Source organism: Bradyrhizobium rifense (assembly GCF_008123425.1).
Taxonomy (GTDB): domain Bacteria; phylum Pseudomonadota; class Alphaproteobacteria; order Rhizobiales; family Xanthobacteraceae; genus Bradyrhizobium; species Bradyrhizobium rifense.
Window position 1 is genome coordinate 12,826 of the sequence record NZ_VSSS01000002.1, and the last position, 23,286, is coordinate 36,111.

A 23,286-nucleotide genomic window follows, 5' to 3' on the forward strand; every position below is an offset into this window, starting at 1 on the left:
GCGGGCGAGCGCTTGGTTGTCAACGCGCAATTGCGATTGAGACGATTGGGTCTTGGTTTGCACGCTATGGAGCTTAGGAACATCTCCGTCCGACTCTTGTTGGGCCGATGATCGTCGCAGAGTGTCGCTTAATGCGGCGAAAGGAGTCCTGCGGTGGCCAGAACAGCGATCTTGAGGAAAGATCTCGAGCTTGTCGCGCTTCAGGAGATCCGCAGCTTTCCAGGTGGGGAGCATGTTGTGTCCGTCGAGATCGAATGCGGCGCAGAAGAGGACAGCGACATGGGCTGGCGACTTCATGTGATCGCCAAGGATGAAGCCGAGCTCGACCGCATCAACTATGCCGCGAAGACCACAACTGAGAGATTGAAACGCCGATATTGCCTCAAGTGGTGACCAGATGATCCATCACGTTTCTCTCGGCAGCAATGACGTCAAGCGCGCAAGAGCCTTCTACGATCCGCTCATGTCCCTCGTTGGACTGCGGCTCCTTAAGCACTCGGAGCGTTCGCTCCACTACGGCGCCTCCGACATCATTTTCAGCATTCAAACTCCCACAGACGGACAGCCGGCAACCGTCGGAAATGGGGTTCACGTAGCTTTTCAGGCGCCGGATCGCGAGACGGTCAGACGCTTTCACTCGTCCGCCCTGGCGAACGGCGGCGTCGACGAAGGGGCTCCGGGCATTCGGGAGAATTACAATGCCAACTACTATGGCGCATTTGTCCGCGACCTTGATGGCAATAAGATCGAGGCGGTGACTTACACCGCAAGAGAGAGCTTCTAAAGTCGGACCGACAAACGGCGCATCGTCAGCGGCCAGCTCACTCTGACGTTCCCGGAGCAAGTGCGAACTGCGATCGATCTGCTGAACAGTTCCACAATGCGCCCAGCCTTGCGGGTATCCTGGAAAGCCCGGTCCGCTCGTGACATCCGAGAAGCCTCCGTGTCCATCACCCGTCGATATTGCAACCTTCGGGCCGGCACCGCGTTCGTTTCTGGAACATTTTCGGAGGTTTCGTATGCCCGATACATCTCAGGTCAAAGAGCACATGGACGTCATTTCGTCCGACCGGAAGACAGTGGGAAAGGTTGACCACCTCGATGGGCCCGACAAGATCAAACTCACCAAGCAAAGCTCACCGGACGGGGAGCACCATCATTTCATCCCGGTGTCTTGGATCGACCATGTCGATCAGCATGTGCATCTGAACAAAACGGGTGCCGACGTCACGGCGCATTGGCAGCACGGGCGCGGTTAGGCGGACCAACGGCTCGGTTTTTAATGTGTTAGCGGACACAGCAGGTGTGCTCGTCCGGCAAAACGGCGGAGGCCGTCATGACTGATCCTGAGGACAGAGCCCTCACGTGGAGCTTTAACAGGCGCGCATTCATCGGCGGAGCGGCCGGTACCGTTGCATTGCCTCTTGTTGCCAAAGCCGCCGGCGATGCAAACACGGCCGCGGTCGCGGCGGACCTGAGTTTACCGGTTGACGTAACGCTCCAGATCAACGGCGCGACGAGACCCCTTAATATTGATATTCGCACGACGCTGCTCGATGCGCTCCGAGAGCACGCCGGTCTCACCGGTTCCAAAAAGGGTTGCGATCACGGCCAATGCGGCGCTTGCACCGTCATGGTTGACGGGCGACGGGTGCTTTCGTGCCTGACATTGGCGCTGACTGTCCAGGACCAGCCCATCACTACAATCGAGGGGCTTTCTCAGGGTGACCAATTGCACCCGATGCAGCAAGCCTTCATCGACCAAGATGCCTTCCAGTGCGGGTACTGCACTCCTGGCCAGATCATTTCGGCGATCGCGTGCGTGAAGGAGGGCCACGCGACCACCGATGGCGACATTCGCGAGTTCATGAGCGGCAATATCTGTCGTTGCGCGGCCTACCCCAACATCGTAGCGGCAGTCAAGCAAGCCGCGCCAGCAGTGTCGGACGAGCAGAAAGGCTGAGCATGCGACCCTTTGCCTACAGCAGACCAACCGACGCCAATTCTGCCGTGCAGGCCCTGTCGGCGGCCGCGTCCGCCAATTCACCGGTCGCGGATGCAGCCATTCAGGCACTCGCCGGTGGCACCACCTTACTGGATCTGATGAAACTCGACGTGATGCGTCCGAGCGCCCTCGTCGACATCAATCCGCTGTCTGACGTGTGGTCGGCCGTGAACCTCGATGGGGGCAATCTGAAACTGGGTGCGCTGGCACGGATGTCTGATGTCGCCGCGCATGCCGACATTCAAAAAAATTATCCGGTCGTCGCGGATGCCCTCAAACTAGCGGCCAGCCCGCAGATCCGAAATATGGCCTCGCTCGGGGGAAACGTCCTGCAGCGAACCCGCTGTACCTACTTTCGCGACGTCAGCTATGAAAACTGCAACAAGCGAAATCCGGGATCGGGATGCGCTGCCATGGACGGCTTCAACCGGACCCATGCGGTGCTTGGGACGAGCGGCCAATGCATCGCGACCTATCCGGGCGACTTTGCGCAGGCGCTGATTGCGCTAAACGCTACCGTCGAAATCATTGGAAAGTCTAGCGCGCGTACCGTCTCCTTCGCCGAGTTGCACAGGGCGCCCGGCAATTCCCCGCAGATCGAAACGACGTTGATGCCGGGGGAGTTGATCTCGTCCTTCTCGATTCAGGGGCGCTGGCCTCGGTCGACGTACTTCAAGGTGCGTGACCGACAATCATACGAATTCGCGCTCTCGTCAGCCGCGATTGCGCTCGAGGTTCAGGACGGCACGATCCGGGATGCCCGGATCGCGCTCGGTGGCGTAGCGACCGTGCCGTGGCGGGCGCGGAAGGCCGAGGGTCTACTCAAAGGCGAGAAGTTCGATGATGCACTCGCCTCGCAGGTCGCCGAAGCGGCATTTGAGGATGCTGTAGGCAGTAAACATAACGCATTCAAAATTGCGCTCGGCAAGCGCGTCGTGGCACGGGCGCTACATCAAGCCGCCGCGATGGAGATTTGAGATGTCGACAGCAGCGCCCGAACCAAAGGCCAACATGGGCCAGCCCATTCCGCGCTACGACGCCGTAGCCAAGGTGACCGGAAAGGCCCAGTACGGCGCAGACGTGGCGTTGGTGAATCCTGTTTACGCATACCTCGTCACCAGCTCGATCGCCAAGGGACGCATCGACAGCTTCGACCTGGCGGACGCCAAAACGGTTCGCGGTGTCGTCGATATCGTGACCCACGAAAATGCGGAGAAGCTAAAGGAAGCCAAGCTGTTCAGCAACGGCGGCTATACATCTAGCACGATCCAGCCTCTGAAGTCGGCCGACATCGCTCAGGATGGCGAAATAGTCGCAGTTGTGTTGGCGGAGACTTTCGAAGCCGCACGGCAAGCCGCCTACGCGGTGAAAGTCAACTACACGGCAGCGGTTCCGACCACGACATTCGGATCGCCAGGAACCACATCCGCGCCCGCCAAAGGACAGTTGGCGCAATTCAAGGAAGACCCGAAGGTCGGCGACTTCGCAAAGGCTTTCGAGTCTGCAGAAGTTAAAATCACGGCCGAATACGGAACGCCGGCGCAGCATCACAATCCGATGGAGCTATTCGCCACCAGTTGCGTCTGGAATGGCGACAGCCTGACCATCTATGAGCCCAGCCAGTATGTGCATGGTCTCAAGAACGGTGTTGCCGAGCAGCTTGGCATCGATGCCGACAGGGTCAGGGTCATCAACTCCTATGTCGGGGGCGCCTTTGGCTCGAAAGGGTCTATGACGCCGCGCACCGCGATCATTGCGTCGATTGCTAGGCGACTGGGAAGGCCGGTCAAGCTGGTCGCCACCCGCGACCAGGGCTTTACAATCGCCACGTTCCGGGCTGAGACGCGCCACCAAGTGAAGCTCGGCGCCACTCGAGATGGCAAATTGACTTCGCTTCGTCACGAAGGTTGGGAGATCTCGTCCCGTGCCGATCCCTATGCGGTCGGCGGAACCAAGACCACGACACGAATGTATGAGTGCCCGAACATTGACAGTCTCGTCTCGATTGTGCGCGCCGATCGCAATACCCCCGGCTTCATGCGCGCCCCTCCCGAGGTACCGTACATGTTCGCGCTGGAAAGTGCGATGGACGAACTCGCCTATGAGTTGAAGATGGACCCTATAGAGCTTCGGCGCGTCAACGACACGATGAAGGAACCGATCAAAGGTAACACTTACACCTCTCGGTCGTTAATGGCGTGCTTCGATGAGGGCGCGAAGGTCTTCGGATGGTCGCAACGCAAGGCAGAACCGAAATCGATGACGGACGGCGATTGGTTAGTGGGCTACGGCTGCGCCACAAGTTGCTATCCGACGCAGATGGCGCCTGCCGCGGCGCGCGTCCGTCTCCAGCGCGACGGCCACGTGAAGGTACAAATCGCCGGACACGAGATCGGCAACGGCGCTTACACCGTCATCGGTCTGGTCGCCGCAGAAAGGCTCGGCGTACCCATCGACAAAGTATCGGTCTTTATCGGCGACAGCGATCTTCCGCCAGCGCCCGTGGCTGGCGGTTCGAACTCAACCGCCAGCACCTGCTCCACTGTCATAATGGTCTGCGAGCAGATCCGACAGAAGCTGTTCAAGGCTACTATGCCCGACGAGACCCTCATCGATAAGGCCAAGGAAACGGTCGGCGTAGGACAGACCCCGGTCACCCGCGCAGCCAAAGGCGATCGCCAGATCGACTATGAGCGCGCGTTCGATGCGTTGGGCGTCAGCGTGATCGAGGAATACGGCGAGTGGAAGCCGGACGGCGCTCCCATGGACGCGTTTCGCGCCATGAACAAGGGGCAGATGAGAATGGTTGGCGGTCCAGAGATGAAGGACAAGATCGCCTACGCATTCGGAGCCGAATTCGTCGAAGTGCGTATCAACAGATGGACCCACGAAATAACGGTGCCGCGCCTGCTCGGCGCGTTCGCGGCCGGCCGCATTATGAACCCTACGACTGCTCGCAGCCAACTCATGGGTGGGTTGATCTGGGGCATGTCTTCGGCACTGCATGAAGCCACAGAGCTCGATGAGCGCTATGCGCGCTACGTCAATGACAATCTGGCCGACTATCTTTTGCCGGTGAACGCCGATGTGCCGAGCGTCGAGGTGATCATGCTGACCGAGCAGGACGACCACATCAATCCGGCAGGTGTCAAGGGCATCGGCGAATTGGGTAACGTCGGGACCAATGCCGCTGTTTGCAACGCGATCTTTCATGCCACGGGCCAGCGGCTCCGGAAACTACCCATCAGGCTCGAGCAACTGGATATTTGATAGATCCTATAGCGTCACGGAGGGCACGCCGCGATCTAAGACTGGCCGCGGCATTCCATCGACCCAGAGGAAGTTCTCCCAAAGCCTGTAGCGATCGGAAAATCGGCTCGCAACAGCGGGCGCGAGGCTGGCTGCCGAAAGTTGCTCGTGATGTGAAGGCGTCCAATGAGGTCGAGTTCTCCGTACTCCGTCACGCCGTTTCAATTCTGGGGCGCCGGCGGTCTTGTCGATGTCCAAGGACGCAAGATCCGGTCGACCGCGGCACCAAGCGCAAAACCCGCAACGACGTCGCTCGCCCAATGCGCAAGCAACGTGATCCGGGTCAGCGAAAGCGCGACTGCGATGGAGCGAACTGCGCGGCGCCGCGCCGGCGGGAGCAGGCCGGCTGCGGACGCCAGCGCCCCCATGTGGACGGCATGACCGGATGGAAAGGCATCGCGGGCCCGCCCGGAAAAGGGAACGCCATGCCGATGGCCGACAATTGTGAGCCGGTCCGGGCTGGTCTGGTCGAACGCGGATTTCAGGATATGAGGTAGCACGGTCGTCACCAGCGAAACCGTCAGAATGTGATTTGCGAGCGGCGCCTGCTGCGGCTTGCGGAGCTGAACGTAGAGCCAGCCTGCCGCCGCCAGCGCGAGCAGCACATGTTTCGTCGGCGCCCCAGGTGAGTGCCTCCGCGGCATTCTCAACGTCATCATCGGTATGAGCTGCGATCGCATAAGCGATCGCAGTATCGATCCGAGTGGGCTTGATGGTTACGAGCGCCATCGGTCCACAGCTGGGCAAATGTTCTCCATGATAGTTTTGTAAAGCTCGGGCGCCGGTGATGGTTCCTGAGCTGAGCTATCGGCGACTACGGCTGTCCTGATCCGCCTGCCGAGCCGTAGACCTGGCCGGTCGCGTAGCTCGCGTCGGCCGCGGCAAGCTGCACGTAGATCGAGGCGAGCTCGGCGGGCTGGCCGGGGCGGCCGAGCGGCGTCATGCCGCCGAACTTTTCGAGCTTCTCCATCGTAGCGCCGCCCGAAACCTGGAGCGGCGTCCAGATCGGCCCCGGCGCAACGCCGTTGACCCGAATGCCCTTCGATGCGAGCTGCTTCGCCAGCGACTTCACGTAGTTCATGGTCGCCGCCTTGGTCTGCGCGTAATCATAGAGATCGGGCGAGGGATCGTAAGCCTGCTCGGACGTCGTACCGACAATGCAGGAGCCGGGCTTGAGATGCGGCAGCGCCGCCTTGATGATCCAGAACGGCGCGTAGATGTTGGTCTTCATGGTCGCATCGAAATCCTCCGATGAGACGTCGAGGATGGAAGCGCGCGTCTGTTGACGGGCGGCGTTGTTGACGATGATGTCGAGACCGCCGAGGCCCTGGATGGCTTGCTCGACCAGCTTCTTGCAGAAGGCTTCCTCCTTGAGGTCGCCGGGAAGCGCAAGGCCGGTACGGCCTTCCTTCTTGATCAGCGCGATCACCTCCTGCGCGTCCGGCTCTTCCGCGGGCAGATAGTTGATGGCGACATCGGCGCCTTCGCGCGCATACGCGATCGCAGCCGCGCGGCCCATGCCGGAATCGCCGCCAGTGATCAGCGCCTTGCGGCCGGCGAGTCGCCCGGAGCCCTTGTAGCTGGTCTCGCCATGATCGGGACGCGGCTCCATCTTGCGGGCAAGGCCGGGCCAGGGCTGCGACTGCTTCTTGAACGGCGGTTTCGGATAGCGGGTGACGGGATCGATGAGGTCCTGCTCGGCCATATCGGTGCTTCCTTTCGCTGTCGAAGATGCCAGCGAAGCCGCAGCAAACGTGGCGCTCGCCGCGCGGACGATCTGCCGGCGGGATAGTGAAGTCTTGTTGAGATCTGCCATGACGGCCTCCGCAGTTTTGCAATCCTAACCAGCGGAGAAGAGCATTGTTGCTAACGGAGGACGCCGGCAGAGCCGACGTCCTCCAAAAGACTTACTTCGACTGTCCGACGCTTGGCGCCTTGCCGAGCTCCTGCGCCATGTCGAGATGGTGGCGCAACGCCGGAAGCGTCTTGCCGGCCCAGTCCTTCAGCGCAGCGGTGTCGCCGCCGTTGGCGTAGCGCTCGAACAGCGATACCGCGTCCTTATGCGCGTTGACCTGGTAGGAATCGAAATCCGAGCTGAAATCCTTGCCCGTGGCACCCTTGAGCTTGTCCAGCTTGCTCTGGTGCGCGCTGTCGAGCGCGGTCGGTAGCGTGGCCTGCACCTTGCCGTCCCCGACAAGAGCCTTGAGCTCACTGCTGGTCTTGGTGTGGTCCGTTACCATCTGCTGAGCGAAGCTCTTCTCCTGCGCGTTGCCCTTCTGCTCCGCGAGCTTGCTCGATTCGATCTCGAACATGTCGCTGACGGCGACCTCCTTAACGAAATCGGCAGTCGTCGGCGCGACGCCGAGCGCCGAGTTCACGCCGGTCTTCTCGCCGAGCGACTGGGCGAGCGCTGGGCCTGCGAGCAGTACGCAGGCAGCGGCGATGATGGTGTGTTTCATAGTTCGATCCCTCTGATTGGCCGCGCGGCCGCTTGCCGCGCGAATCTTTGCGCCGACCAACACTGAGCCGGGGCCGATGTTCCTAATCCGTCGGGTTGCGGCCGGTGCGGGGATTGATCGGATCGGTCGGCTTCCGCCGCAGTCGCTCCGGCAGGAAAGGTTCGGACGGCGAGGCCGACGGCGTCGCGCGCACGTCGGCATGATGCTGCGCCCGCTCGTGTGGCGTCTGATTGGCATTGATCTGGTGCTTCACATCGACGCCGTCGACGGGATCGTTGACGCCATGTTGAATGTCACGGAAATCACCCATGGTTCACCTCATTCCTTTCCAGGCATGATCTTTTCCAGCACCTGGCGTGCTGCGCCCACGATCACGCCGCTCTCATTGGGGTCGCCTTTCATCAGGGCGAGCGAGAAGTTTTTGGCCTGCTGCAACGTGATGTGCGGCGGCAGCGGCGGCACCTCGGGATCGGTCTTCACCTCCAGCACGACCGGCGTCTCGCTCGCCAGCGCCTGCTCCCACGCGGAGCCCAGCAGTTGCGGGCTGTCGACGAAAATGCCGGTGAGACCGATCATCTCGGCAAACCGCGAATAGGACACGTCTGGAATCTGCTGCGAGGCCTCGAATTTGGGGTCGCCATTGATGATGCGCTGTTCCCAGGTCACCTGGTTGAGGTCTTCGTTGTTGAAGACGCAGACGACAAAATGCGGATTGCGCCAGAACCGCCAGTATTTCGCGACGGTGATCAGTTCCGCCATGTTGTTCATCTGCATGGCCCCGTCGCCGACCAGCGCGATCACGGGTCGTTCCGGGTGGGCGTATTTCGCGGCGAGCGCGTAGGGCACCGCGGCGCCCATCGAGGCGAGGCCGCCGGAGAGCGAGGCCATCATGCCGCGCCGGATCTTGAGGTCGCGCGCAAACCAGTTGGCGCAGGAGCCGGAATCGCTGGTGATGATGGCGCGCTCGGGCAGGCGCGGTGACAGTTCCCAGGCGACCAGCTGCGGATTGATGGGGGCTGCGGGCTGATGGGCGCGCTCGTCCAGCGTCTTCCACCATTTGGCCACGTCGTCCTCGATGCCCTGGCGCCAGGCGCCGTCGCTCTTGGGCGCGAGCCGCGGCAGCAAGCTCCGCAACGTCTCCGCGGCATCGCCGACGAGGCTGACCTCCATGGGGAAACGGATCGACGTCATGCTGGCATCGATGTCGATCTGTACGCCGCGCGCGGCGCCTTCTTTCGGCAGAAACTCCGCATAAGGGAACGCGGAGCCGACCATCAACAGCGTGTCGCAATCCATCATCATGTTGTAGCTGGGCTCGGTGCCGAGCAGGCCGATCGAGCCGGTCACCCAAGGCAGGTCATCGGGCAGCGCGGCCTTGCCGAGCAGAGCCTTGGCGCAGCCGGCGGCCAGGCGGTCGGCGACCGCGATCACTTCGTCGGTGGCGTGCAGCGCGCCAGCGCCGATGAGCATCGCGACCTTCTTGCCGGCGTTGAGCACCCCTGCGGCGCGATCGAGTTCGGTCTCGCGCGGTATTACGCGCGGAGCACTATAGCCGACAGCGGAATGCAGGGTGCCGTGCGCACGGGGCGGCGCTTCGTAGGGCTCTTCCTGCAGGTCGTTTGGCAGGATGATCGCGGTCGGGGCGCGGCGCGCAAGCGCGATGCGCACGGCGCGATCGATCAGATGACGCACTTGAGCGGGTGTGGACGCCTGCTCGACATACGCGCCCGCGACGTCCTTGAACATCGAGACGAGATCGAGTTCCTGCTGATAGCTCCCGCCGAGCGCGTTTCGCGCCTGCTGGCCGACGATCGCCAACACCGGCTGGTGGTCCAGCAGCGCATCATAGAGACCGGTGATGAGATGTGAGGCACCGGGTCCCGATGTGGCGATGCAGACGCCAAGCTCGCCGGAAAACTTCGCATAGGCGCTGGCCATGAACGCGGCCATCTCCTCGTGCCGGGCCTGTACGAAATTGATCTTCGCCTCCGCCCGGTTCATCGCGCCGAACACGCCGTTGATGCCATCACCGGGGTAGCCGAAGATATGGCGGACGCCCCACTGGTGCAGACGCTGGACGATGAAGTCGGAGACTGTCTGGGCCATGGTGGGGCGGCTCCCGGTTTTCTGTTCGAACACGGAGAACGGCGCGTTGCGGATGATGTTCCTGCGCGCCTGGCGGATTGCCGAGCCGTTTAATGTCGGGCACGCCTGGTTCCTACATTCCCAGCGACACTCCGTTTTGGGAACCGTGCATAAGGCCCAACATCGGTTCGCACTCGAAGCGCCCGTGCCCCTCTCATTGAGACCGTGGTTCGGCTTAGGATAAAGGATGCGGTCAGACAACGTCGCGGAAGGGCTGTAATGCGCGTCTCGATCTGTCGGTTCTAGCGAGCTTGAAGACAATGAAAAGAAACAAGCTGCCGAGATAAACTCGGCAGCCCATTTTTCGTTGTCAGGCCTTAGGGCGGAATGTTAGCGACCGGTTGGATCTTGGCTTCTGCCCGGACGAACATTTTGGGGGCCGCCTTGGCCGCTGTTGGCACCTCCGTTGGATCCGGCGCCCGCAGTGCCAGCACCGCTGCCTGTGCCACTTGTGCCGCCGCTGGATCCGCTACCGGCCCCGGAGCCTGTTCCTGCACTTGTGCCGGCGCCGGCACCCGCGCCAGCCCCTGCCCCGCCGCCCGCCTGCGCGTGGGCCAGACCGATCGACGCACCGGCAAGCAACGTACATACAGCCATCGAGAAAATTGCCTTTCGCATTTTTCAACTCCGTTTGACGTTGATGCTAATCAACCGAAGCTACATGCGGACGTTCCTGAGAACTGGCGTGCCGCCTCGATGATGCTTAACGTCACGGCGCCTGCCGCAGGAGCCACTTTACTGAGGTGCTTGCAAACAATTTACTCGCGTCGCATTTTTCGGTCGCTTACCCCCATGGCAATCCGAGATTTGGTCGTGGGGTAGCGTTCTGTCGAGTGCGACTGAGTTGATCGTTGATAGCAGGCCCCATTGCCTGCTATCAATTCGTAGCAACGCATTACGGCGGAGGTCGGGGACCCCCGACACGGCTTTTATGCCAGCGATTAGAATGGGCCATCCATTCGGCAATCGGCTCGCCATCGCGATGCCGGCCTCCAGCCTCCGCGCCGGCCCAAGCCGCGACAGCCCCGAACAACAATGCTGCAGCCGTCGAGAAGGCGATAATAATGCTCGCCGCACGGGCCCTTGAGATCGCGCTCTTGGCATTGGCCAACGTTGTATCTACCCGCCTTTCGGCGTCCGGCGCTGCCAGCCCGGTCAACGCAGTGACCTGCTGAACAAGATAGGCGCGATCCTCGGGAAGGACACCGTTGTGGCTCGAAGCGGTTGCCAGAATTCGCGCGGCTTCAGCCCGCTCACTGGTCAGATCAACGTTCGGCGGCCGCCGAGGGGCACGGAAAAGATGGTCGAGCTCGTAACTTAGGACAGATGGCTCGGTAGCCGACGGCGGCTGCGTAGTTGCGGACGGACGGTTTGCGGCACCCGCTATCAACGCGGTCAGAACGGCTCCGATCAAGACCCCCAGCGCCCAGGCAGCAACGCCATGCAGTCCGTCGCGCGTCTCAATGTCGTCGGTCGCCGAAGCGTAGGGTGGCCGGACGCGCCCGGCAAGATAGCCGCCGCAGCCAAAACTGATAAGGGATTGGAAGATCAGGTAGACACCCGACAACAGCCATAGCGCAACGGAGGCATCCCTCCAGGTCGGCGCAGCGGAGGCCATGCCTAGGCCGAGCGCTGTTCCAAAGGAGATCAGTATCAGCGACAACGCCGTCGCGACGAAGGCTCCGACAATGACGGACGTCCACTGCAACCCCCACGGCCTGGTCAGGCCGGTGGCTGGGAGAGTCTCGGTTTCGATCCCGGAGAGCGGTTCAATGGTCATGGCGTCTTACCGAAGACCGAGCAGCGACAGGATGAACATGACGACTACGATCAGGCCCACGAGATAGATGATCCCATTCATGTGAAGTCCTCCTTCTTCGCGACTTCAATGCTAGGCACGCGATCAGGTTCCTTGCTGGCCCACAATCTGCCGCCTGTAATCAAGGAAGGCCGCGCTTCTCGATGGCCGAGTAATCACCGGAGGACTGCAGGGTTGCTTCAGCTGTCACTCCCGTCCGGACGGGCGCCCCGGACAGAGGCGTCAGGCTTCATCGGGCCTGGAAAGACACCACGAGCCCGTGCCGTTAATGCTACGCCGAAGTGCCTTTTCGCACGACGATCGCTGGGACAGGCAACAGCCATCAACCTAAGTCGACTCAGCGTGGCGTGCTTGGTTCCTGGCCAAGGTGTTCAGGCGCCCGTACCCCAGCGCTTGGCGCGAACGGCGTGATACCGCGCATTCGTCTGCGGCTTGATGAAGAGAGCCGCGACGGCCGGATGCTGTCTGCGTATCTCGGTCTCGATCGAGACGACGCACTGCTCGATATCATCGGCGCGCTTGTCGTCCGCGAACTCGACGCTCAGCGCCGCGACGACCTCAGCCGGCGACAGTTGCACCGTCAGCAGCCCGTTGGCCCGGAGCACGCCGGGTGACCGTCGCGCGATGTCGAGGATGGATCGTGACAGATCGGAATGAGCGGGTTCGCCGATGAGCAGGCTCTTGCTTTCCCTGGCGAGCCCGATGGAGGTGATGCCCAAGAGAATGCCGATCAAGATCGAGCCGACACCGTCCCAGATCGGCTGGGCGAACAACACCGCAGCTGCGGTCGCGGCAACCGCAATGACGATGCCGACCAGCGCCGCGCTGTCCTCTAGCAGCACCATGAATGCGGGCGGGTCCTTGCTGCGGACGAAGGCCTCGTACCATCCGATGCGCGAGGTCTCCGACCGGAAGCGCCGCCAGGCGAAGAGCCACGAGATTCCCTCGAATACAAAAGACATGCCGAGCACGATGAAGCTGACGATGGGATCTTCGATTGGCTCTGGCGCGGTGACGTGGAGAACGCCCTGATAGAGCGAGGCGCCCGCTCCGAGCGCGAAAATCAACAGAGAGACAATGAAACTCCAGAAGTACAGCTCGCGCCCGTAGCCAAGCGGATGGGATTCATCAGGCGGACGGCTCGCGCGATGGTAACCGTAAAGCAGCAGCACTTCATTGGTGGTATCGACCACCGAGTGCACGGCTTCGCTCATCATCGCCGAGCTTCCCGTCCAGACAGCAGCTCCGATCTTGGTGACGGCAACGAGGAGGTTGCCGACGAGCGCGGCATAAACGATGGTCTTCGACGATCCTTCCGCCGTCTTGCTCACCCGACGACATCCTCAATTGGCGACCGCGATCAACCCGCGGCGATTGGCAGCGACAGCCATGTCGCTCCTCATTTCGGATCCGGATCCGAGAGTTCGGCCCCCGGGTCCTCGAACCGACCGCTGCGGGCGAGCTTGACAGCGCGGCCCAGCGCCTTGGCTGTATTCAGCACCTCCTGCTGAAACGTGTGGTCTTCGTCCAGCTCCCGGTGAGAGGTCGCATATTGTTCCATGTAACCGACATAGCCGTCCGTCTCACCGAAGCGGCCGGCCGAAATCAGGTGCATGTCGGTCAGCCAGTCGGATAGGGTTCGCCGCACGCCCTCGGCGCCGACGCTGTCGCCGTGAACGATGAGGCCGAAATGGCGGCCGGCGAGATGACGCGGATACGGCCAGCCCTTCAACTCGAGCGCCTTGGCTTCGGCGGCTTTCTTGCCGTGCGTCGATGTCGGATCCGGGTTGCCGCCGTCGGCGCAGACTAGGCGATCCATCATCGCCTTGAGGCCGCCCGGCACGTGGTACCAGTTCACCGGCGTCACGATCAGGATGCCGTGGGCTGCCACCCAGAGCGGATAGATCTCGTTCATCCAGTCGCTGGTCTGGCCGAGCGAATAGTTGGGATAGCAGCTGCACGGCCAGTGGCAGAGCGGCATGGCGGTAGAGACGCACGACTTGCAAGGATGAATATACTTGCCGAATTCGGAGGTCAGGCGGGAAAGATCCAGGATGTCGACGGCGAAGCCCATCTCGACGAAGACGGGCTCGGCGAGCTTGACCAGGCGCCAGGTCTTGGACATCTCGCCCGGACAGGTGTGCTCGCTGCGCGCCGAACCGTTGATGACGAGAATACGCGGCGTCGCGCTAGCGTCGTCGTGCCGGCGCTGTGCCTCGAAGATGGCGGTACGCGTCGCCAGCCAATCGACGGCGAGCTCGTAGTCAGGATCGGCGAACCCCACACCCGCCTTTCGCGTTACTGGCGATTTGCGCGAATGGCTGTAGGCATCCCAGGCGGCCCCAACGATCGCATCGAGTTCCCGCTTTAGCGGAGCGAAGGCAGGATCGACGAACTGGCTCCTGTAACGGCTCTCAAATTCCTCACGGGACAGCTTGACGGGCGGCATTCCCTTGCGCACGTCCGGTTCCGTCATGCGGGCGCCCTCGTTGGATTGGTCCAATCCGACTAACCCGAGGATCGGGACACCGTTCCTAGGCGGTGGGGTGGCGGAGGCAGTCTCGCCGTCGACTGAAATCCGACAGCATTGCACCCTTCGCGACTTCTTCGGCCAATAGGAACGCTCGCCGCCTTTCGGCGTCAGCCGGTATGGCAAAACTCATCAAGGTTCGATTTCACCAGTTCGGCGGCACGACGTGCTTCGTGTCGACCGGCTCGAACAGTCAGGACCCGACGCCGGTCAGATCCTGGTTTCCGTTCGGCCGCCAGCGTCAATCCGGTCGACTTCAAGATGAGGTCCGCGCGCTGATCGAGAAACTGCGCAAGGACAAGCAGCCGGTCGCGTAGTCATTCGCGCCAGAATTCCGTCAGCTCCTCGGCGGTGACGAGATCAACCTGGCCGTGGAAGCGCGTGCGGTACATCGTCATGAGCGCATCGTGCCCGACGTCGGAAGAGCTGCACAGCGCGTCCTCCACGAGGACGACCCTGAAACCAATGTCGACGGCACTCAGAACCGTCGATAACACGCAGACATCCGTCTCCGCACCGGTGATGACGACCGTGCCGACGCCCTTTTCAATCAGTAGACTTGCCAGGGCTGGATTGCTGAACGCGGAATAGGCCGGCTTGTCGATGATGCGAACCGGCGGGACGTAGCGGGCCAGCGCCGGCACGAGGTCGAGAGCGAAAGGCGGAAGATGATCGCGAGTGGCCTGCCGCCAGCGCCGGAAATAATTCTGCCACTGCCCCGGGCGATCCTCCGGCGCCGCCGGCGTGACGAAGCGCGTAAAGATGGTTCTCGCCTGATAGCGCGACACGATCGACACGATCATCGGCAAGACCCTCTCCATCCAGGGCGTTTGCCAGAGGCCGCCTGGCGCAAAGATATTCTGCATATCGATGCACAGGTGCACGGCATCTTGGATTTCGGCAACCTCGGACCTGCTGCTTCTCATCGTCCCGACCGATACTGTTCCAGCGCCCGCGCCAGATAGGGCGCCGTGCGGCTCGACTTGTGCTGCGCGATCTCCGCCGGCTGTCCCGGTGCGACGACCCGCCCTCCCTCATCGCCCGCACCAGGCCCAATATCAATCACCCAATCGCTCGCCGCGACGACGCTCATGTCGTGCTCCACCACAATCACGGTGCTCCCCGCCTCCACCAGCCCGTCGAGCTGAACGATCAGCTTTTCGACATCGGACGGATGCAGGCCCGTGGTCGGCTCGTCGAGGATGTAGATACTTCCGGACCGCTGGGTGCGCTGAAGTTCCGTGGCGAGCTTGACCCGTTGCGCCTCGCCGCCGGACAGCTCCGTCGCCGGCTGACCAAGACGGATGTAACCGAGGCCGACTTGCCGGATCACATCGAGCGATTTCGCAATGGGGGCATTCTCGACGAAGAATGCAGGGGCCTCGTCGACCGTCATTTCCAAAACCTCGGCAATCGACTTGCCTTTGAACTTGATCTGAAGCGTCTCCCGATTGTAGCGGGCACCCTGGCACTCCGGACAAAGCGCATAAACGCTCGGCAAGAACAGCAACTCGACGCAGACGAAACCCTCACCTTGGCAGGTGGGGCAGCGCCCCTTCGGCAGGTTGAATGAGAACCGCCCTGCATCGAACCGGCGTCGACGTGCCTCGTTCGTCTGCGCGTACAGCTTTCGCACGTCGTCGAAGAGACCCGTGTAGGTCGCCAGATTGGAGCGCGGGGTCCGACCGATCGGCTTCTGGTCCACGACCACCAGCCTTTTCAGGCGATCGAGTCCTTCAGCGATTTTGCCGATCGAGGTCTCAACCGGGGCGCGTTCAAGGGCGCCTTCGTCGTCATCCTTCGGCACATGAGACTGACCAAAATGCCGGCTCAGCGCCTCGACGAGAAACTGGCTGACGAGGCTTGACTTGCCCGAGCCCGATACGCCGGTGACCGTCGTCAATACGCCCAACGGGAATGCCACGTCGATAGCTCTGAGATTGTTGTGCGTGATGCCGCTCAGCCTGAGCCAGCCCTCCGGCGTACGCTCCATTTGCTGGGGTGGAGTAGCGTGACCAAACAGATATTTTGCGGTGCGCGATCTCTCAACGGATTTCAGTCCATCGATCGGGCCGCTGTAAAGGACCTCGCCGCCATGCCTACCCGCATCAGGCCCGACATCGATGATCCAGTCCGCATGGCGCACGACGTCCAGCTCGTGCTCGACGACGAAGAGTGAATTTCCTGCCCTCTTCAGCCTGTCGAGCGCACGGAGGAGTGCCTCGGTGTCAGAGGGATGGAGCCCTGCGGACGGCTCGTCGAGCACATAGACCACGCCAAACAGGTTGGAGCGTACCTGCGTCGCCAGACGCAGGCGCTGGAGCTCTCCCGGAGACAGGGTAGGCGTGCTCCGCTCCAGGGTAAGATAGCCGAGACCCAGATCAAGCAGCACACTAAGCCCTGCGCTCAGATCCTGCGCGATCCGCTGCGCGACAATCGCCTTCTCCGGATGAGCGTCCTTCCGACCGGGTGTGCCATTACAATAGGGCCCCATAAGCTCCGCCAGCTGCTTCAACGGAACGCGCGCCATGTCGGCGATATCCATGCGGGCAAACTTGACGGACAGCGCCTCGGGCTTCAGCCGCTTGCCGTGGCAGGCCGAGCATTCGGCGCTCAACATGAATTGCGAGGCCCGCTTCTTCATCATCGCGCTGGTCGTATTGGCGAACGTCTCCATAATGTAGCGCCGGGCGCCGGTGAAAGTGCCCTGGTAGCTCGGCTCCTCCTTCCGCCGCAGCGCTCGCTGCACCTCCTTGAGGTCATAGCCCGCATAGACCGGAACCGTCGGCTGCTCGTCCGTGAACAGGATCCAGTTTCGAGCCTTTTTGGGAAGCTCGCGCCAGGGCGTATCAATGTCGTAGCCAAGCGTCGTCAGGATATCGCGCAGGTTCTGGCCGTGCCATGCCGTCGGCCATGCCGCGACGGCGCGCTCGCGGATGGTGAGAGTATCGTCGGGCACCATGGAGCGTTCGGTCACGTCGTAGACCCGCCCCAGGCCGTGGCACTTCGGACAGGCCCCTTCTGCCGAATTGGGCGAGAAAGATTCGGCATAAAGCAGCGGCTGCGACTTCGGATAGTCGCCGGCACGCGAATAGAGCATCCGAATCAGGTTCGACAGGGTCGTGACGCTGCCGACGCTGGATCGCGTGGTCGGTGATCCCCGCTGCTGCTGGAGCGCAACAGCCGGCGGTAGCCCTTCGACTTCGTCGACTTCAGGCACGGCCATCTGATGGAACAGGCGGCGGGCGTAGGGCGAGACAGATTCGAGATATCGTCGTTGCGCCTCCGCGTACAGCGTCCGAATGCCAGCGACGACTTTCCGGAGCCGGAGACGCCGGTAAATACCACCAGAGCCTCACGCGGAATGTTCACGTCGACGTTCTTCAGATTGTGCTCGCGCGCACCGCGCACCCTGACAAACCCGCGAGCGGGTTGCCCCGCGCCCTGTTCCAGCTTGGAAACCTTGTCGTCCATCAATCGCCGCCAATGCCGTTAGGGCAGATAACGGGCCCCAAATCCCAATGATCCACTCGCGCAGTCACTTGGAACATTATCGATCGCGCTGGTTCGTTCTAACGATCGCCGGATATGAGAGCGCATTTTGCTGTTCCCATCCTGGGTCGACAAGTGATGAGCCATCTCTGCCGACCGTCTGGATCCTGGCGGATACACTTGCGATACGCTCTGCGGGCCGGCGATATCGATCGTGACGAACGCGCTGGCCGATACCGCCAAATTCGCGTTGGCCACCCTCGCGCTTGCGAACATCACTCGCGCTCCATCAGGAGCGGCGTTTCACCCCGCGCGGATGCGCCTCTTCATCGACCTGTTTGACGTGATAGCCGGCCGGCAGGAGCTGGCCACCTTCCTCGTCCGCGACCGGAACATCTGTGACAAGCCCCTCGATCAAGGCGGTCTCCCAGACCTCCTTTTCCGTCGCGAACGGGTTACCGATTTGTCTTTCGCCTTCAAAGAGTGCGTACATGTTGCCTCCTACGACTAGATGCTGATCAGCGCGATAACGAGATCCGGCCGCTTCTTACGGCGCGGATGAACCACGGTTTCCGTGATCGTCACCTCGAGCGTTGGCTGCACCGATCCAGACAGAGGGTGGGCTCCGCGCAGCATGCCATCCTGCAGGCCGATCACAGCGTGAAGATGCAGGCTGGCCTGCCGTCATCGCCTTGCGCGACGTCGCCGAGCAGGCTCAGCACCTCGCATTGCTCGTTGACTTCGATCGGTTTGAACGTCTTGGCCGCAAAATCGAACCAGCTGACCTCCGCTTGTGAAAAAGCGCCGATCGCCGAGACCGAAGCGCCGGTAATATTCTCGCGATTGGCGAACTCCGTGACGGATTTGAAAGCCTCCTCGCCCTGATCCAGAATCAAGACAAAGACCCGCTCGACGCCGTCGTTGATCGTCTTCGATTTCATCCAAAACTCTCGCTGTTGTGATATCCGCTGTGCGATCCTCGGTCCGGTCAAGTGGCCGAGATCGGCATCTCTCACGCTTCAACGACACGGCGCTCGCAAAGTAGGACGACGAGCGGCGCTGCGCGGCTACTCTTGCGGTGGTTGTCCATTGGAGGCGGATACACCCCCGTCCACCGCTACGTTGGCGCCAGTCATGAAGCTCGCATCGTCGCTTGCGAGAAACGCGATCACGGCGGCGACTTCCTCCGGTTCGCAGACCCGGCCTAACGGGATCCGCTCGGCGAACTTCGCCAGCAGCTTCTTGTCGTTCATCATGTCTTCCGTCATGCCCGTACGGGTGAGACTGGGACAGACCGCGTTCACACGGATGCCCTTCTTGCCGAGATCGAGGGCAAGGGCACGCGTCAGATTGACGACGGCGCCCTTCGCCGCGTTGTAGGGGCTCATGCCCCAATCGCCACCAGTCCCGGAGACTGATGCCGTGTTCACGATCGAGCCCCTGGTCTTTTCAATATGGGGCAGTGCCGCACGGCAGCCGTAGAACACGCCGTCGACATCGGTCGACATTACCTTGCGCCATTTCTGGTCGGTGATTGAAGCCGGGTCGCCGCCTTCATGGACGCCGGCGTTATTCACGATGACGTCCAGCCGGCCGAAGTGGCCGACGATGGCCGCGACCATTCCATCGACGGCACGCGAATCCGAGACGTCGGCAGCCTGAACCAGGACCTGGTCGGCAGGCAGGCTCTTGGCCACCTTTTCGAGTGAGGCTTCAACGCGGTCGACCAGCGCCACTTTCGCGCCCTCCGCGACGAAGCGGCGCGCCGTCGCTTCTCCGATACCGGAAGCTGCTCCCGTGACGATGACGACCTTGCCGTGGAACCTGTCGGCCATGCGAATCTCTCCTGCTGCTTTCAATCCTCATAACCGTCGTCGCGACGATCGGGTCCTATCTTCCCACCAGATCCAGTCTTTTCAGGAACGATGTTCGAGACGATCGATTGTTGGACAAAACCCCGAAACGAAGGATTGGCCCCATGGATCTGACCGGCAAAAAGATCGCCATTCTCGCCACGAATGGCTTCGAGCAGGCCGAGCTGGAAGTGCCGCAGGAGCGCTTAAAGAAGGCCGGCGCGACGGTCGATGTCGTCTCGCTCGCCGCAGGCGAGATCAAGGGCTGGAACAAGAAGGATTGGGGCCGGCCGGTAAAGGTCGACAAGACGCTCGACGAGGCATCGGCCGCCGACTACGACGCAATCGTATTGCCCGGCGGGCAGATTAATCCGGATCTTCTACGGGTTGAGCCCAAGGCGCTGAAGTTCATCAAGGATATTTTCGATGCCAAGAAGATCGTGGCGGCCGTCTGCCACGCCCCTTGGCTTCTTATCGAGACCGGGATCGCGAAAGGTCGCAAGATGACCTCATTCAAGTCGATCAAGACCGACGTCGCGAACGCCGGTGCGAAGTGGGAAGATGCAGAGGTCGTCGTCGATCAGGGCGTCATCACCTCCCGCAACCCGGGCGATCTCGAGGCGTTCTGCGCCAAGATCGTGGAAGAGGTCAAAGAAGGTCGACACACCCAACGCAGCGCGGCCTGAAGACGATGAAGAGCGCCAAGTTATCGGGCGAGGCTGGTTCGGAGACCCGCGTGGCAATCCTCGAATCCGGCGAGGAAGCATTCACGACGCTCACGAAATTCGCCAACGACGCCGGCATCACGGCGGCGTCGCTCACGGCCATCGGCGCCTTCGAAAGGGCGACCGTTGGCTGGTTCGACTTCGAGAAGAAGACCTACAAGAAGATCGAGGTCGCGGAGCAGTGCGAGGTGCTGAGCGCGATTGGCGATATCGCGGTCGGCGACGACGGAAACGCGAGCCTTCACGTGCATGTGGTTCTGGGCTTTGCCGACGGCACGACCCGCGGCGGGCATCTCCTCGAAGGAAAGGTTCGGCCGACGCTCGAGGTTGTCATCGCGGACACGCCAGCACACCTCAGACGCAAGAAGAACCCAGATCTCGGCATAGCGCTGATCGATATCGCCAAGGGAAAGACGTGACGAGTCGGTGTGGTCGACGTCAACCAGACCGACCGCCTCGCACTAGGTTTCGTTCTTTCGGTACCTCAGGCGCGTGACCTGTTCGGCCACGCGATCCAATGCCCGATTTCGATAGCGATAGCTGAGGACGCCGTAGATCAGCGCCGTGAGGAGCACAAGCGCCCCAAGGAAAAAGACGGCTTCGAGACCCATCTTGCTCTCCTTTTGATGACCTACGCCGCGCGTCGCTTTCGGGTCTTTGCCGCCTTTTTGGCGGACCTCGAACGCTCCGACGCCGGCCGCTTGGCCGAAGCCGCGCCGCCCAATCGGCCACCCTTGCGGGACGGCGAGTGATCTTCCTTAGTGCCGCGTCCTGAACCGCTCTTCTTTCCGCCGTGGGTTTCCTTGTTCACGGTGGCCCAGGCGCGCCGTTCGGCTTCCTTTTCAGGAACCCCGCGGTGCTCATAGCCTTCTTCGATATGCTCGGCCTGCCGCTTCTGCTTGTCCGTGTAACTTGACTTGTCGCCACGAGGCATGTCGTTGCTCCCGTCAGTTGAAAATATTCGTTTTAAGACCGGGAAAGGCCGCCAGTTCCAATCTTAGGACGTCTCTCAACGCGGAAGCGATGCGAGGCCTAAGCATGCAAACCGATGAAGCGGCCCCCGCTGCTCGCTCGCGGATCAGGAGGCGGAGCATCGATTCACTGGGTATGTTTGCGGAGGCACTCAAGGACAAAATTGGGCCAAGGACGACCGCCTCGAGGAAGCCGGCTGACCTTTTGGAGGGGTAAATGCGACGGGGAACGTTTTGGCGGCCAGCGCCTTTAGCGCTGTCTGCTCCTCGGCGAGGCGTCTCTCGATAAATTGGCGCTCCATGTCCGACAGCCTCGTCCCTAGCAGGCGTTGATAGCGGTGGATGTTGTTGCGGTGCGCACGAATGCGGGCAAAGTCTTCGTCGAGCATCGTCGTCACTCCTGACGGTCGTCACGGTCCTTCGGTGTTTAGAAAACTGGGAAAGAGAATTTCCCGACCCAAAAAATATTCGGGGCGATACAGGAGTCAAGATTCCCGCGGCGGTCGAACGTCCAAATTCTTGACCGGATCACCCAACGGCGTTTGCTGCGCCGCAATGGCTGACAGCTCTGCACCGCGACCGAGCGCGCATGGATTTTTTTCGATCCGCCCCTTGAAACGACTTCTCGTTTTTCTAATTGATTTTTCGCCGCGAGAGCGGTGTGCCGGGCGCCTTCACGGGTCCGGCGCGGGCGCCGGGCCGGGCACCAGACCCGCTCTGACTCCAGCCTTGCGCTCCTTGTATCCATTTGCTCTTTGGAGGACTTGGTTATGAGGACGACCTTTGACTTCGCGCCCCTGTCGCGCTCCACCATCGGCTTCGACCACCTGGCTGACCTTGTCGACAGCACGCTCCGCCAGGCGAGCGAAGACCACTATCCCCCGTACAACATCGAACGCACCAGCGAGGATCACTACCGGATCTCGGTCGCCGTCGCCGGCTTCGGAGCCGACGACATCGCCGTGACGGCCGAGCAGAATGCGCTCACGATCGAGGGCAGGACGCCTGAGGAAGCGGCCGGCGAATACCTGTACCGGGGCATCGCCGCGCGTCCTTTCCGGCGCGTGTTCAACCTCGCCGACTACGTTCAGGTGAAGGAGGCCTCCTTCCGCGACGGACTGCTGATCGTCGATCTCGTCCGCGAGGTGCCGGAAGCCATGAAGCCGCGCCGGATCCAGATCGGAAGCGGCGCCTCTCCCGCCTCGCAGATCGAGCAGAAGAAGGCGGCCTGACGCCTGATCGAGGTTCGACGGCGGAACGCGGCGCGCGCAAGCGTGGCCGCGCTCCCTGGTCCATGCAACGAAGGAGAAAAACTATGGCAGTTCGTGATCTCATTCCCTGGTCTAGAAACCAGGAGCTCGCGCCGGCGCGCGCCACCCACGATCCGTTCATGACGCTGCATCGCGAAATGAACCGGCTGTTCGACGACGTCTTCCGCGGCTTCGGCGGCACAAGCTTGTCGCCGCTCATCGAAGGGCAATTCGGCTGGCCCAAGATCGAGCTCAGCGACACCGACAAGGCGCTGACAATCTCGGCCGAGCTTCCCGGTATGACGGAGAACGACGTCCAGATCGAAATCGCCAAGGGGGTGCTGACCATCCGCGGCGAGAAGAAGAGCGAGCGCAAGGACGAGGGCAAATACTTCACCGAGCGCTACTACGGCTCGTTCCAGCGGCAGATCGCGCTCGAGGACGTCGCGGAGGACAAGGCCGAGGCTTCATTCAAGAACGGCGTCCTGTCGATCTCGCTGCCGAAGTCCGAGAACCCGCGGGCCGGCGTCAAGCGCATCGCGATCAACTCGCAGTAAAGGACCATCACGGGCGGCGGTCGTCGCCGCCCGAAACCCGTCCCGACGAAAGGAGCGTAAAGGGAGGCAATCGATGACCAACGCCAACACGAACACCGGCAATCTCAATCCATTCTTCCATCCAGCAGCTCACTATGCGTCTCCGGAGGACGTCCTGAACGACGACGAACT

General features: G+C 61.7%; 24 protein-coding genes and 3 pseudogenes. 12 read left to right on the plus strand and 15 right to left on the minus strand.

Annotation, left to right across the window (positions count from 1 at the left end; genetic code table 11):
* Positions 1 to 237 precede the first annotated feature (237 nt).
* The 6 genes from FXB40_RS00870 (at position 238) to FXB40_RS00895 (ending at position 5,275) form a co-directional block, all read left to right on the plus strand.
* Positions 238 to 393, plus strand: coding sequence for a hypothetical protein (locus tag FXB40_RS00870; protein WP_246207245.1), 156 nt, complete (start codon positions 238 to 240; stop codon positions 391 to 393).
* A gap of 4 nt (positions 394 to 397) precedes the next feature.
* Positions 398 to 784 carry a VOC family protein gene (locus tag FXB40_RS00875; protein WP_148770247.1) on the plus strand — a complete coding sequence of 129 codons (387 nt, stop codon included), beginning with the start codon at positions 398 to 400 and terminating at the stop codon, positions 782 to 784.
* 235 nt (positions 785 to 1,019) lie between these two features.
* Positions 1,020 to 1,259 carry a DUF2171 domain-containing protein gene (locus tag FXB40_RS00880; RefSeq protein WP_148770249.1) on the plus strand — a complete coding sequence of 80 codons (240 nt, stop codon included), beginning with the start codon at positions 1,020 to 1,022 and terminating at the stop codon, positions 1,257 to 1,259.
* Between the two features lie 77 nt (positions 1,260 to 1,336).
* Positions 1,337 to 1,963: a (2Fe-2S)-binding protein gene (locus tag FXB40_RS00885; RefSeq protein ID WP_148770251.1), complete on the plus strand. Its 627-nt coding sequence runs from the start codon at positions 1,337 to 1,339 to the stop codon at positions 1,961 to 1,963.
* A gap of 2 nt (positions 1,964 to 1,965) precedes the next feature.
* Positions 1,966 to 2,982, plus strand: a complete 1,017-nt coding sequence (locus FXB40_RS00890; RefSeq protein ID WP_148770253.1) for an FAD binding domain-containing protein — start codon at positions 1,966 to 1,968, stop codon at positions 2,980 to 2,982.
* Position 2,983: 1 nt separating this feature from the next.
* Positions 2,984 to 5,275 carry a xanthine dehydrogenase family protein molybdopterin-binding subunit gene (locus FXB40_RS00895; protein ID WP_148770255.1) on the plus strand — a complete coding sequence of 764 codons (2,292 nt, stop codon included), beginning with the start codon at positions 2,984 to 2,986 and terminating at the stop codon, positions 5,273 to 5,275.
* 200 nt (positions 5,276 to 5,475) lie between these two features.
* Here the strand turns inward: FXB40_RS00895 and FXB40_RS00900 are convergent.
* From FXB40_RS00900 to FXB40_RS00940, 8 genes and pseudogenes are all read right to left on the minus strand, one after another.
* A pseudogene (locus FXB40_RS00900) lies at positions 5,476 to 6,043 on the minus strand (phosphatase PAP2 family protein).
* A gap of 85 nt (positions 6,044 to 6,128) precedes the next feature.
* Entirely contained in the window at positions 6,129 to 7,019 is an 891-nt protein-coding gene (locus tag FXB40_RS00905; protein ID WP_187436587.1) for an SDR family oxidoreductase, read from the minus strand.
* 202 nt (positions 7,020 to 7,221) lie between these two features.
* Entirely contained in the window at positions 7,222 to 7,773 is a 552-nt protein-coding gene (locus tag FXB40_RS00910; protein WP_148770259.1) for a DUF4142 domain-containing protein, read from the minus strand.
* 82 nt (positions 7,774 to 7,855) lie between these two features.
* Positions 7,856 to 8,083, minus strand: coding sequence for a hypothetical protein (locus FXB40_RS00915; RefSeq protein WP_148770261.1), 228 nt, complete (start codon positions 8,081 to 8,083; stop codon positions 7,856 to 7,858).
* Positions 8,084 to 8,091: 8 nt separating this feature from the next.
* Positions 8,092 to 9,879: a thiamine pyrophosphate-requiring protein gene (locus FXB40_RS00920; RefSeq protein ID WP_148770263.1), complete on the minus strand. Its 1,788-nt coding sequence runs from the start codon at positions 9,877 to 9,879 to the stop codon at positions 8,092 to 8,094.
* Between the two features lie 934 nt (positions 9,880 to 10,813).
* Positions 10,814 to 11,698: a hypothetical protein gene (locus tag FXB40_RS00930; protein ID WP_148770265.1), complete on the minus strand. Its 885-nt coding sequence runs from the start codon at positions 11,696 to 11,698 to the stop codon at positions 10,814 to 10,816.
* Positions 11,699 to 12,108: 410 nt separating this feature from the next.
* On the minus strand, positions 12,109 to 13,068 hold the full coding sequence (locus FXB40_RS00935; RefSeq protein ID WP_148770267.1) for a cation diffusion facilitator family transporter: 960 nt from the start codon (positions 13,066 to 13,068) through the stop codon (positions 12,109 to 12,111).
* A gap of 68 nt (positions 13,069 to 13,136) precedes the next feature.
* A complete protein-coding gene (locus FXB40_RS00940; protein ID WP_148770269.1) occupies positions 13,137 to 14,213 on the minus strand; it encodes a flavodoxin family protein in 1,077 nt (358 codons plus the stop codon).
* Between the two features lie 173 nt (positions 14,214 to 14,386).
* Between FXB40_RS00940 and FXB40_RS00945 the strand changes: the two genes are divergently transcribed.
* The gene (locus tag FXB40_RS00945; protein ID WP_148770271.1) at positions 14,387 to 14,584 is read left to right on the plus strand and encodes a hypothetical protein; all 198 of its coding nucleotides are present in this window, start codon (positions 14,387 to 14,389) and stop codon (positions 14,582 to 14,584) included.
* Here the strand turns inward: FXB40_RS00945 and FXB40_RS00950 are convergent, their stop codons facing one another.
* Entirely contained in the window at positions 14,585 to 15,193 is a 609-nt protein-coding gene (locus FXB40_RS00950; RefSeq protein ID WP_148770273.1) for a cysteine hydrolase family protein, read from the minus strand.
* A pseudogene (locus FXB40_RS00955) lies at positions 15,190 to 17,741 on the minus strand (excinuclease ABC subunit UvrA). Before FXB40_RS00955 ends, FXB40_RS00950 begins: the two are co-directional and overlap by 4 nt.
* Positions 17,742 to 17,973: 232 nt before the next feature.
* Between FXB40_RS00955 and FXB40_RS47540 the strand changes: the two are divergent.
* A complete protein-coding gene (locus FXB40_RS47540) occupies positions 17,974 to 18,270 on the plus strand; it encodes a hypothetical protein (protein WP_187436583.1) in 297 nt (98 codons plus the stop codon).
* On the opposite strand, the pseudogene FXB40_RS00965 reads toward FXB40_RS47540, so the two are convergent.
* Together FXB40_RS00965 and budC are read right to left on the minus strand one after the other, a co-directional pair.
* Positions 18,267 to 18,700, minus strand: a pseudogene (locus FXB40_RS00965) (PPC domain-containing DNA-binding protein). The gene FXB40_RS47540 and the pseudogene FXB40_RS00965 overlap by 4 nt on opposite strands.
* Before the next feature lie 126 nt (positions 18,701 to 18,826).
* A complete protein-coding gene (gene budC / locus FXB40_RS00970; protein WP_148770277.1) occupies positions 18,827 to 19,594 on the minus strand; it encodes a meso-2,3-butanediol dehydrogenase in 768 nt (255 codons plus the stop codon).
* Positions 19,595 to 19,737: 143 nt separating this feature from the next.
* Between budC and FXB40_RS00975 the strand changes: the two genes are divergently transcribed.
* Positions 19,738 to 20,298 carry a type 1 glutamine amidotransferase domain-containing protein gene (locus FXB40_RS00975; RefSeq protein ID WP_148770279.1) on the plus strand — a complete coding sequence of 187 codons (561 nt, stop codon included), beginning with the start codon at positions 19,738 to 19,740 and terminating at the stop codon, positions 20,296 to 20,298.
* Between the two features lie 5 nt (positions 20,299 to 20,303).
* The gene (locus FXB40_RS00980) at positions 20,304 to 20,756 is read left to right on the plus strand and encodes a PPC domain-containing DNA-binding protein (RefSeq protein ID WP_148770281.1); all 453 of its coding nucleotides are present in this window, start codon (positions 20,304 to 20,306) and stop codon (positions 20,754 to 20,756) included.
* 42 nt (positions 20,757 to 20,798) lie between these two features.
* Here the strand turns inward: FXB40_RS00980 and FXB40_RS48650 are convergent, their stop codons facing one another.
* From FXB40_RS48650 to FXB40_RS00990, 3 genes are all read right to left on the minus strand, one after another.
* Complete coding sequence (locus tag FXB40_RS48650) at positions 20,799 to 20,948, minus strand: hypothetical protein (RefSeq protein ID WP_210352113.1); 150 nt, start codon at positions 20,946 to 20,948, stop codon at positions 20,799 to 20,801.
* A 20-nt stretch (positions 20,949 to 20,968) separates the two neighbouring features.
* The gene (locus FXB40_RS48655) at positions 20,969 to 21,271 is read right to left on the minus strand and encodes a hypothetical protein (protein WP_028160444.1); all 303 of its coding nucleotides are present in this window, start codon (positions 21,269 to 21,271) and stop codon (positions 20,969 to 20,971) included.
* Between the two features lie 189 nt (positions 21,272 to 21,460).
* Positions 21,461 to 21,697: a hypothetical protein gene (locus FXB40_RS00990; RefSeq protein ID WP_148770283.1), complete on the minus strand. Its 237-nt coding sequence runs from the start codon at positions 21,695 to 21,697 to the stop codon at positions 21,461 to 21,463.
* 381 nt (positions 21,698 to 22,078) lie between these two features.
* Between FXB40_RS00990 and FXB40_RS00995 the strand changes: the two genes are divergently transcribed.
* A complete protein-coding gene (locus FXB40_RS00995; RefSeq protein ID WP_148770285.1) occupies positions 22,079 to 22,540 on the plus strand; it encodes an Hsp20 family protein in 462 nt (153 codons plus the stop codon).
* Between the two features lie 83 nt (positions 22,541 to 22,623).
* A complete protein-coding gene (locus FXB40_RS01000) occupies positions 22,624 to 23,115 on the plus strand; it encodes an Hsp20/alpha crystallin family protein (protein WP_148770287.1) in 492 nt (163 codons plus the stop codon).
* The last annotated feature ends 171 nt before the right edge of the window (positions 23,116 to 23,286 follow it).

Coding starts and splice junctions, on each gene's coding strand:
- FXB40_RS00875 (WP_148770247.1), top strand. CDS start 398: ATGATCCATCACGTTTCTCTCGGCAGCAATGACGTCAAGCGCGCAAGA.
- FXB40_RS00880 (WP_148770249.1), top strand. CDS start 1,020: ATGCCCGATACATCTCAGGTCAAAGAGCACATGGACGTCATTTCGTCC.
- FXB40_RS00885 (WP_148770251.1), top strand. CDS start 1,337: ATGACTGATCCTGAGGACAGAGCCCTCACGTGGAGCTTTAACAGGCGC.
- FXB40_RS00890 (WP_148770253.1), top strand. CDS start 1,966: ATGCGACCCTTTGCCTACAGCAGACCAACCGACGCCAATTCTGCCGTG.
- FXB40_RS00895 (WP_148770255.1), top strand. CDS start 2,984: ATGTCGACAGCAGCGCCCGAACCAAAGGCCAACATGGGCCAGCCCATT.
- FXB40_RS00905 (WP_187436587.1), bottom strand. CDS start 7,019: ATGGCCGAGCAGGACCTCATCGATCCCGTCACCCGCTATCCGAAACCG.
- FXB40_RS00910 (WP_148770259.1), bottom strand. CDS start 7,773: ATGAAACACACCATCATCGCCGCTGCCTGCGTACTGCTCGCAGGCCCA.
- FXB40_RS00915 (WP_148770261.1), bottom strand. CDS start 8,083: ATGGGTGATTTCCGTGACATTCAACATGGCGTCAACGATCCCGTCGAC.
- FXB40_RS00920 (WP_148770263.1), bottom strand. CDS start 9,879: ATGGCCCAGACAGTCTCCGACTTCATCGTCCAGCGTCTGCACCAGTGG.
- FXB40_RS00930 (WP_148770265.1), bottom strand. CDS start 11,698: ATGACCATTGAACCGCTCTCCGGGATCGAAACCGAGACTCTCCCAGCC.
- FXB40_RS00940 (WP_148770269.1), bottom strand. CDS start 14,213: ATGACGGAACCGGACGTGCGCAAGGGAATGCCGCCCGTCAAGCTGTCC.
- FXB40_RS00945 (WP_148770271.1), top strand. CDS start 14,387: ATGGCAAAACTCATCAAGGTTCGATTTCACCAGTTCGGCGGCACGACG.
- FXB40_RS00950 (WP_148770273.1), bottom strand. CDS start 15,193: ATGAGAAGCAGCAGGTCCGAGGTTGCCGAAATCCAAGATGCCGTGCAC.
- budC (WP_148770277.1), bottom strand. CDS start 19,594: ATGGCCGACAGGTTCCACGGCAAGGTCGTCATCGTCACGGGAGCAGCT.
- FXB40_RS00975 (WP_148770279.1), top strand. CDS start 19,738: ATGGATCTGACCGGCAAAAAGATCGCCATTCTCGCCACGAATGGCTTC.
- FXB40_RS00980 (WP_148770281.1), top strand. CDS start 20,304: ATGAAGAGCGCCAAGTTATCGGGCGAGGCTGGTTCGGAGACCCGCGTG.
- FXB40_RS48650 (WP_210352113.1), bottom strand. CDS start 20,948: ATGGGTCTCGAAGCCGTCTTTTTCCTTGGGGCGCTTGTGCTCCTCACG.
- FXB40_RS48655 (WP_028160444.1), bottom strand. CDS start 21,271: ATGCCTCGTGGCGACAAGTCAAGTTACACGGACAAGCAGAAGCGGCAG.
- FXB40_RS00990 (WP_148770283.1), bottom strand. CDS start 21,697: ATGCTCGACGAAGACTTTGCCCGCATTCGTGCGCACCGCAACAACATC.
- FXB40_RS00995 (WP_148770285.1), top strand. CDS start 22,079: ATGAGGACGACCTTTGACTTCGCGCCCCTGTCGCGCTCCACCATCGGC.
- FXB40_RS01000 (WP_148770287.1), top strand. CDS start 22,624: ATGGCAGTTCGTGATCTCATTCCCTGGTCTAGAAACCAGGAGCTCGCG.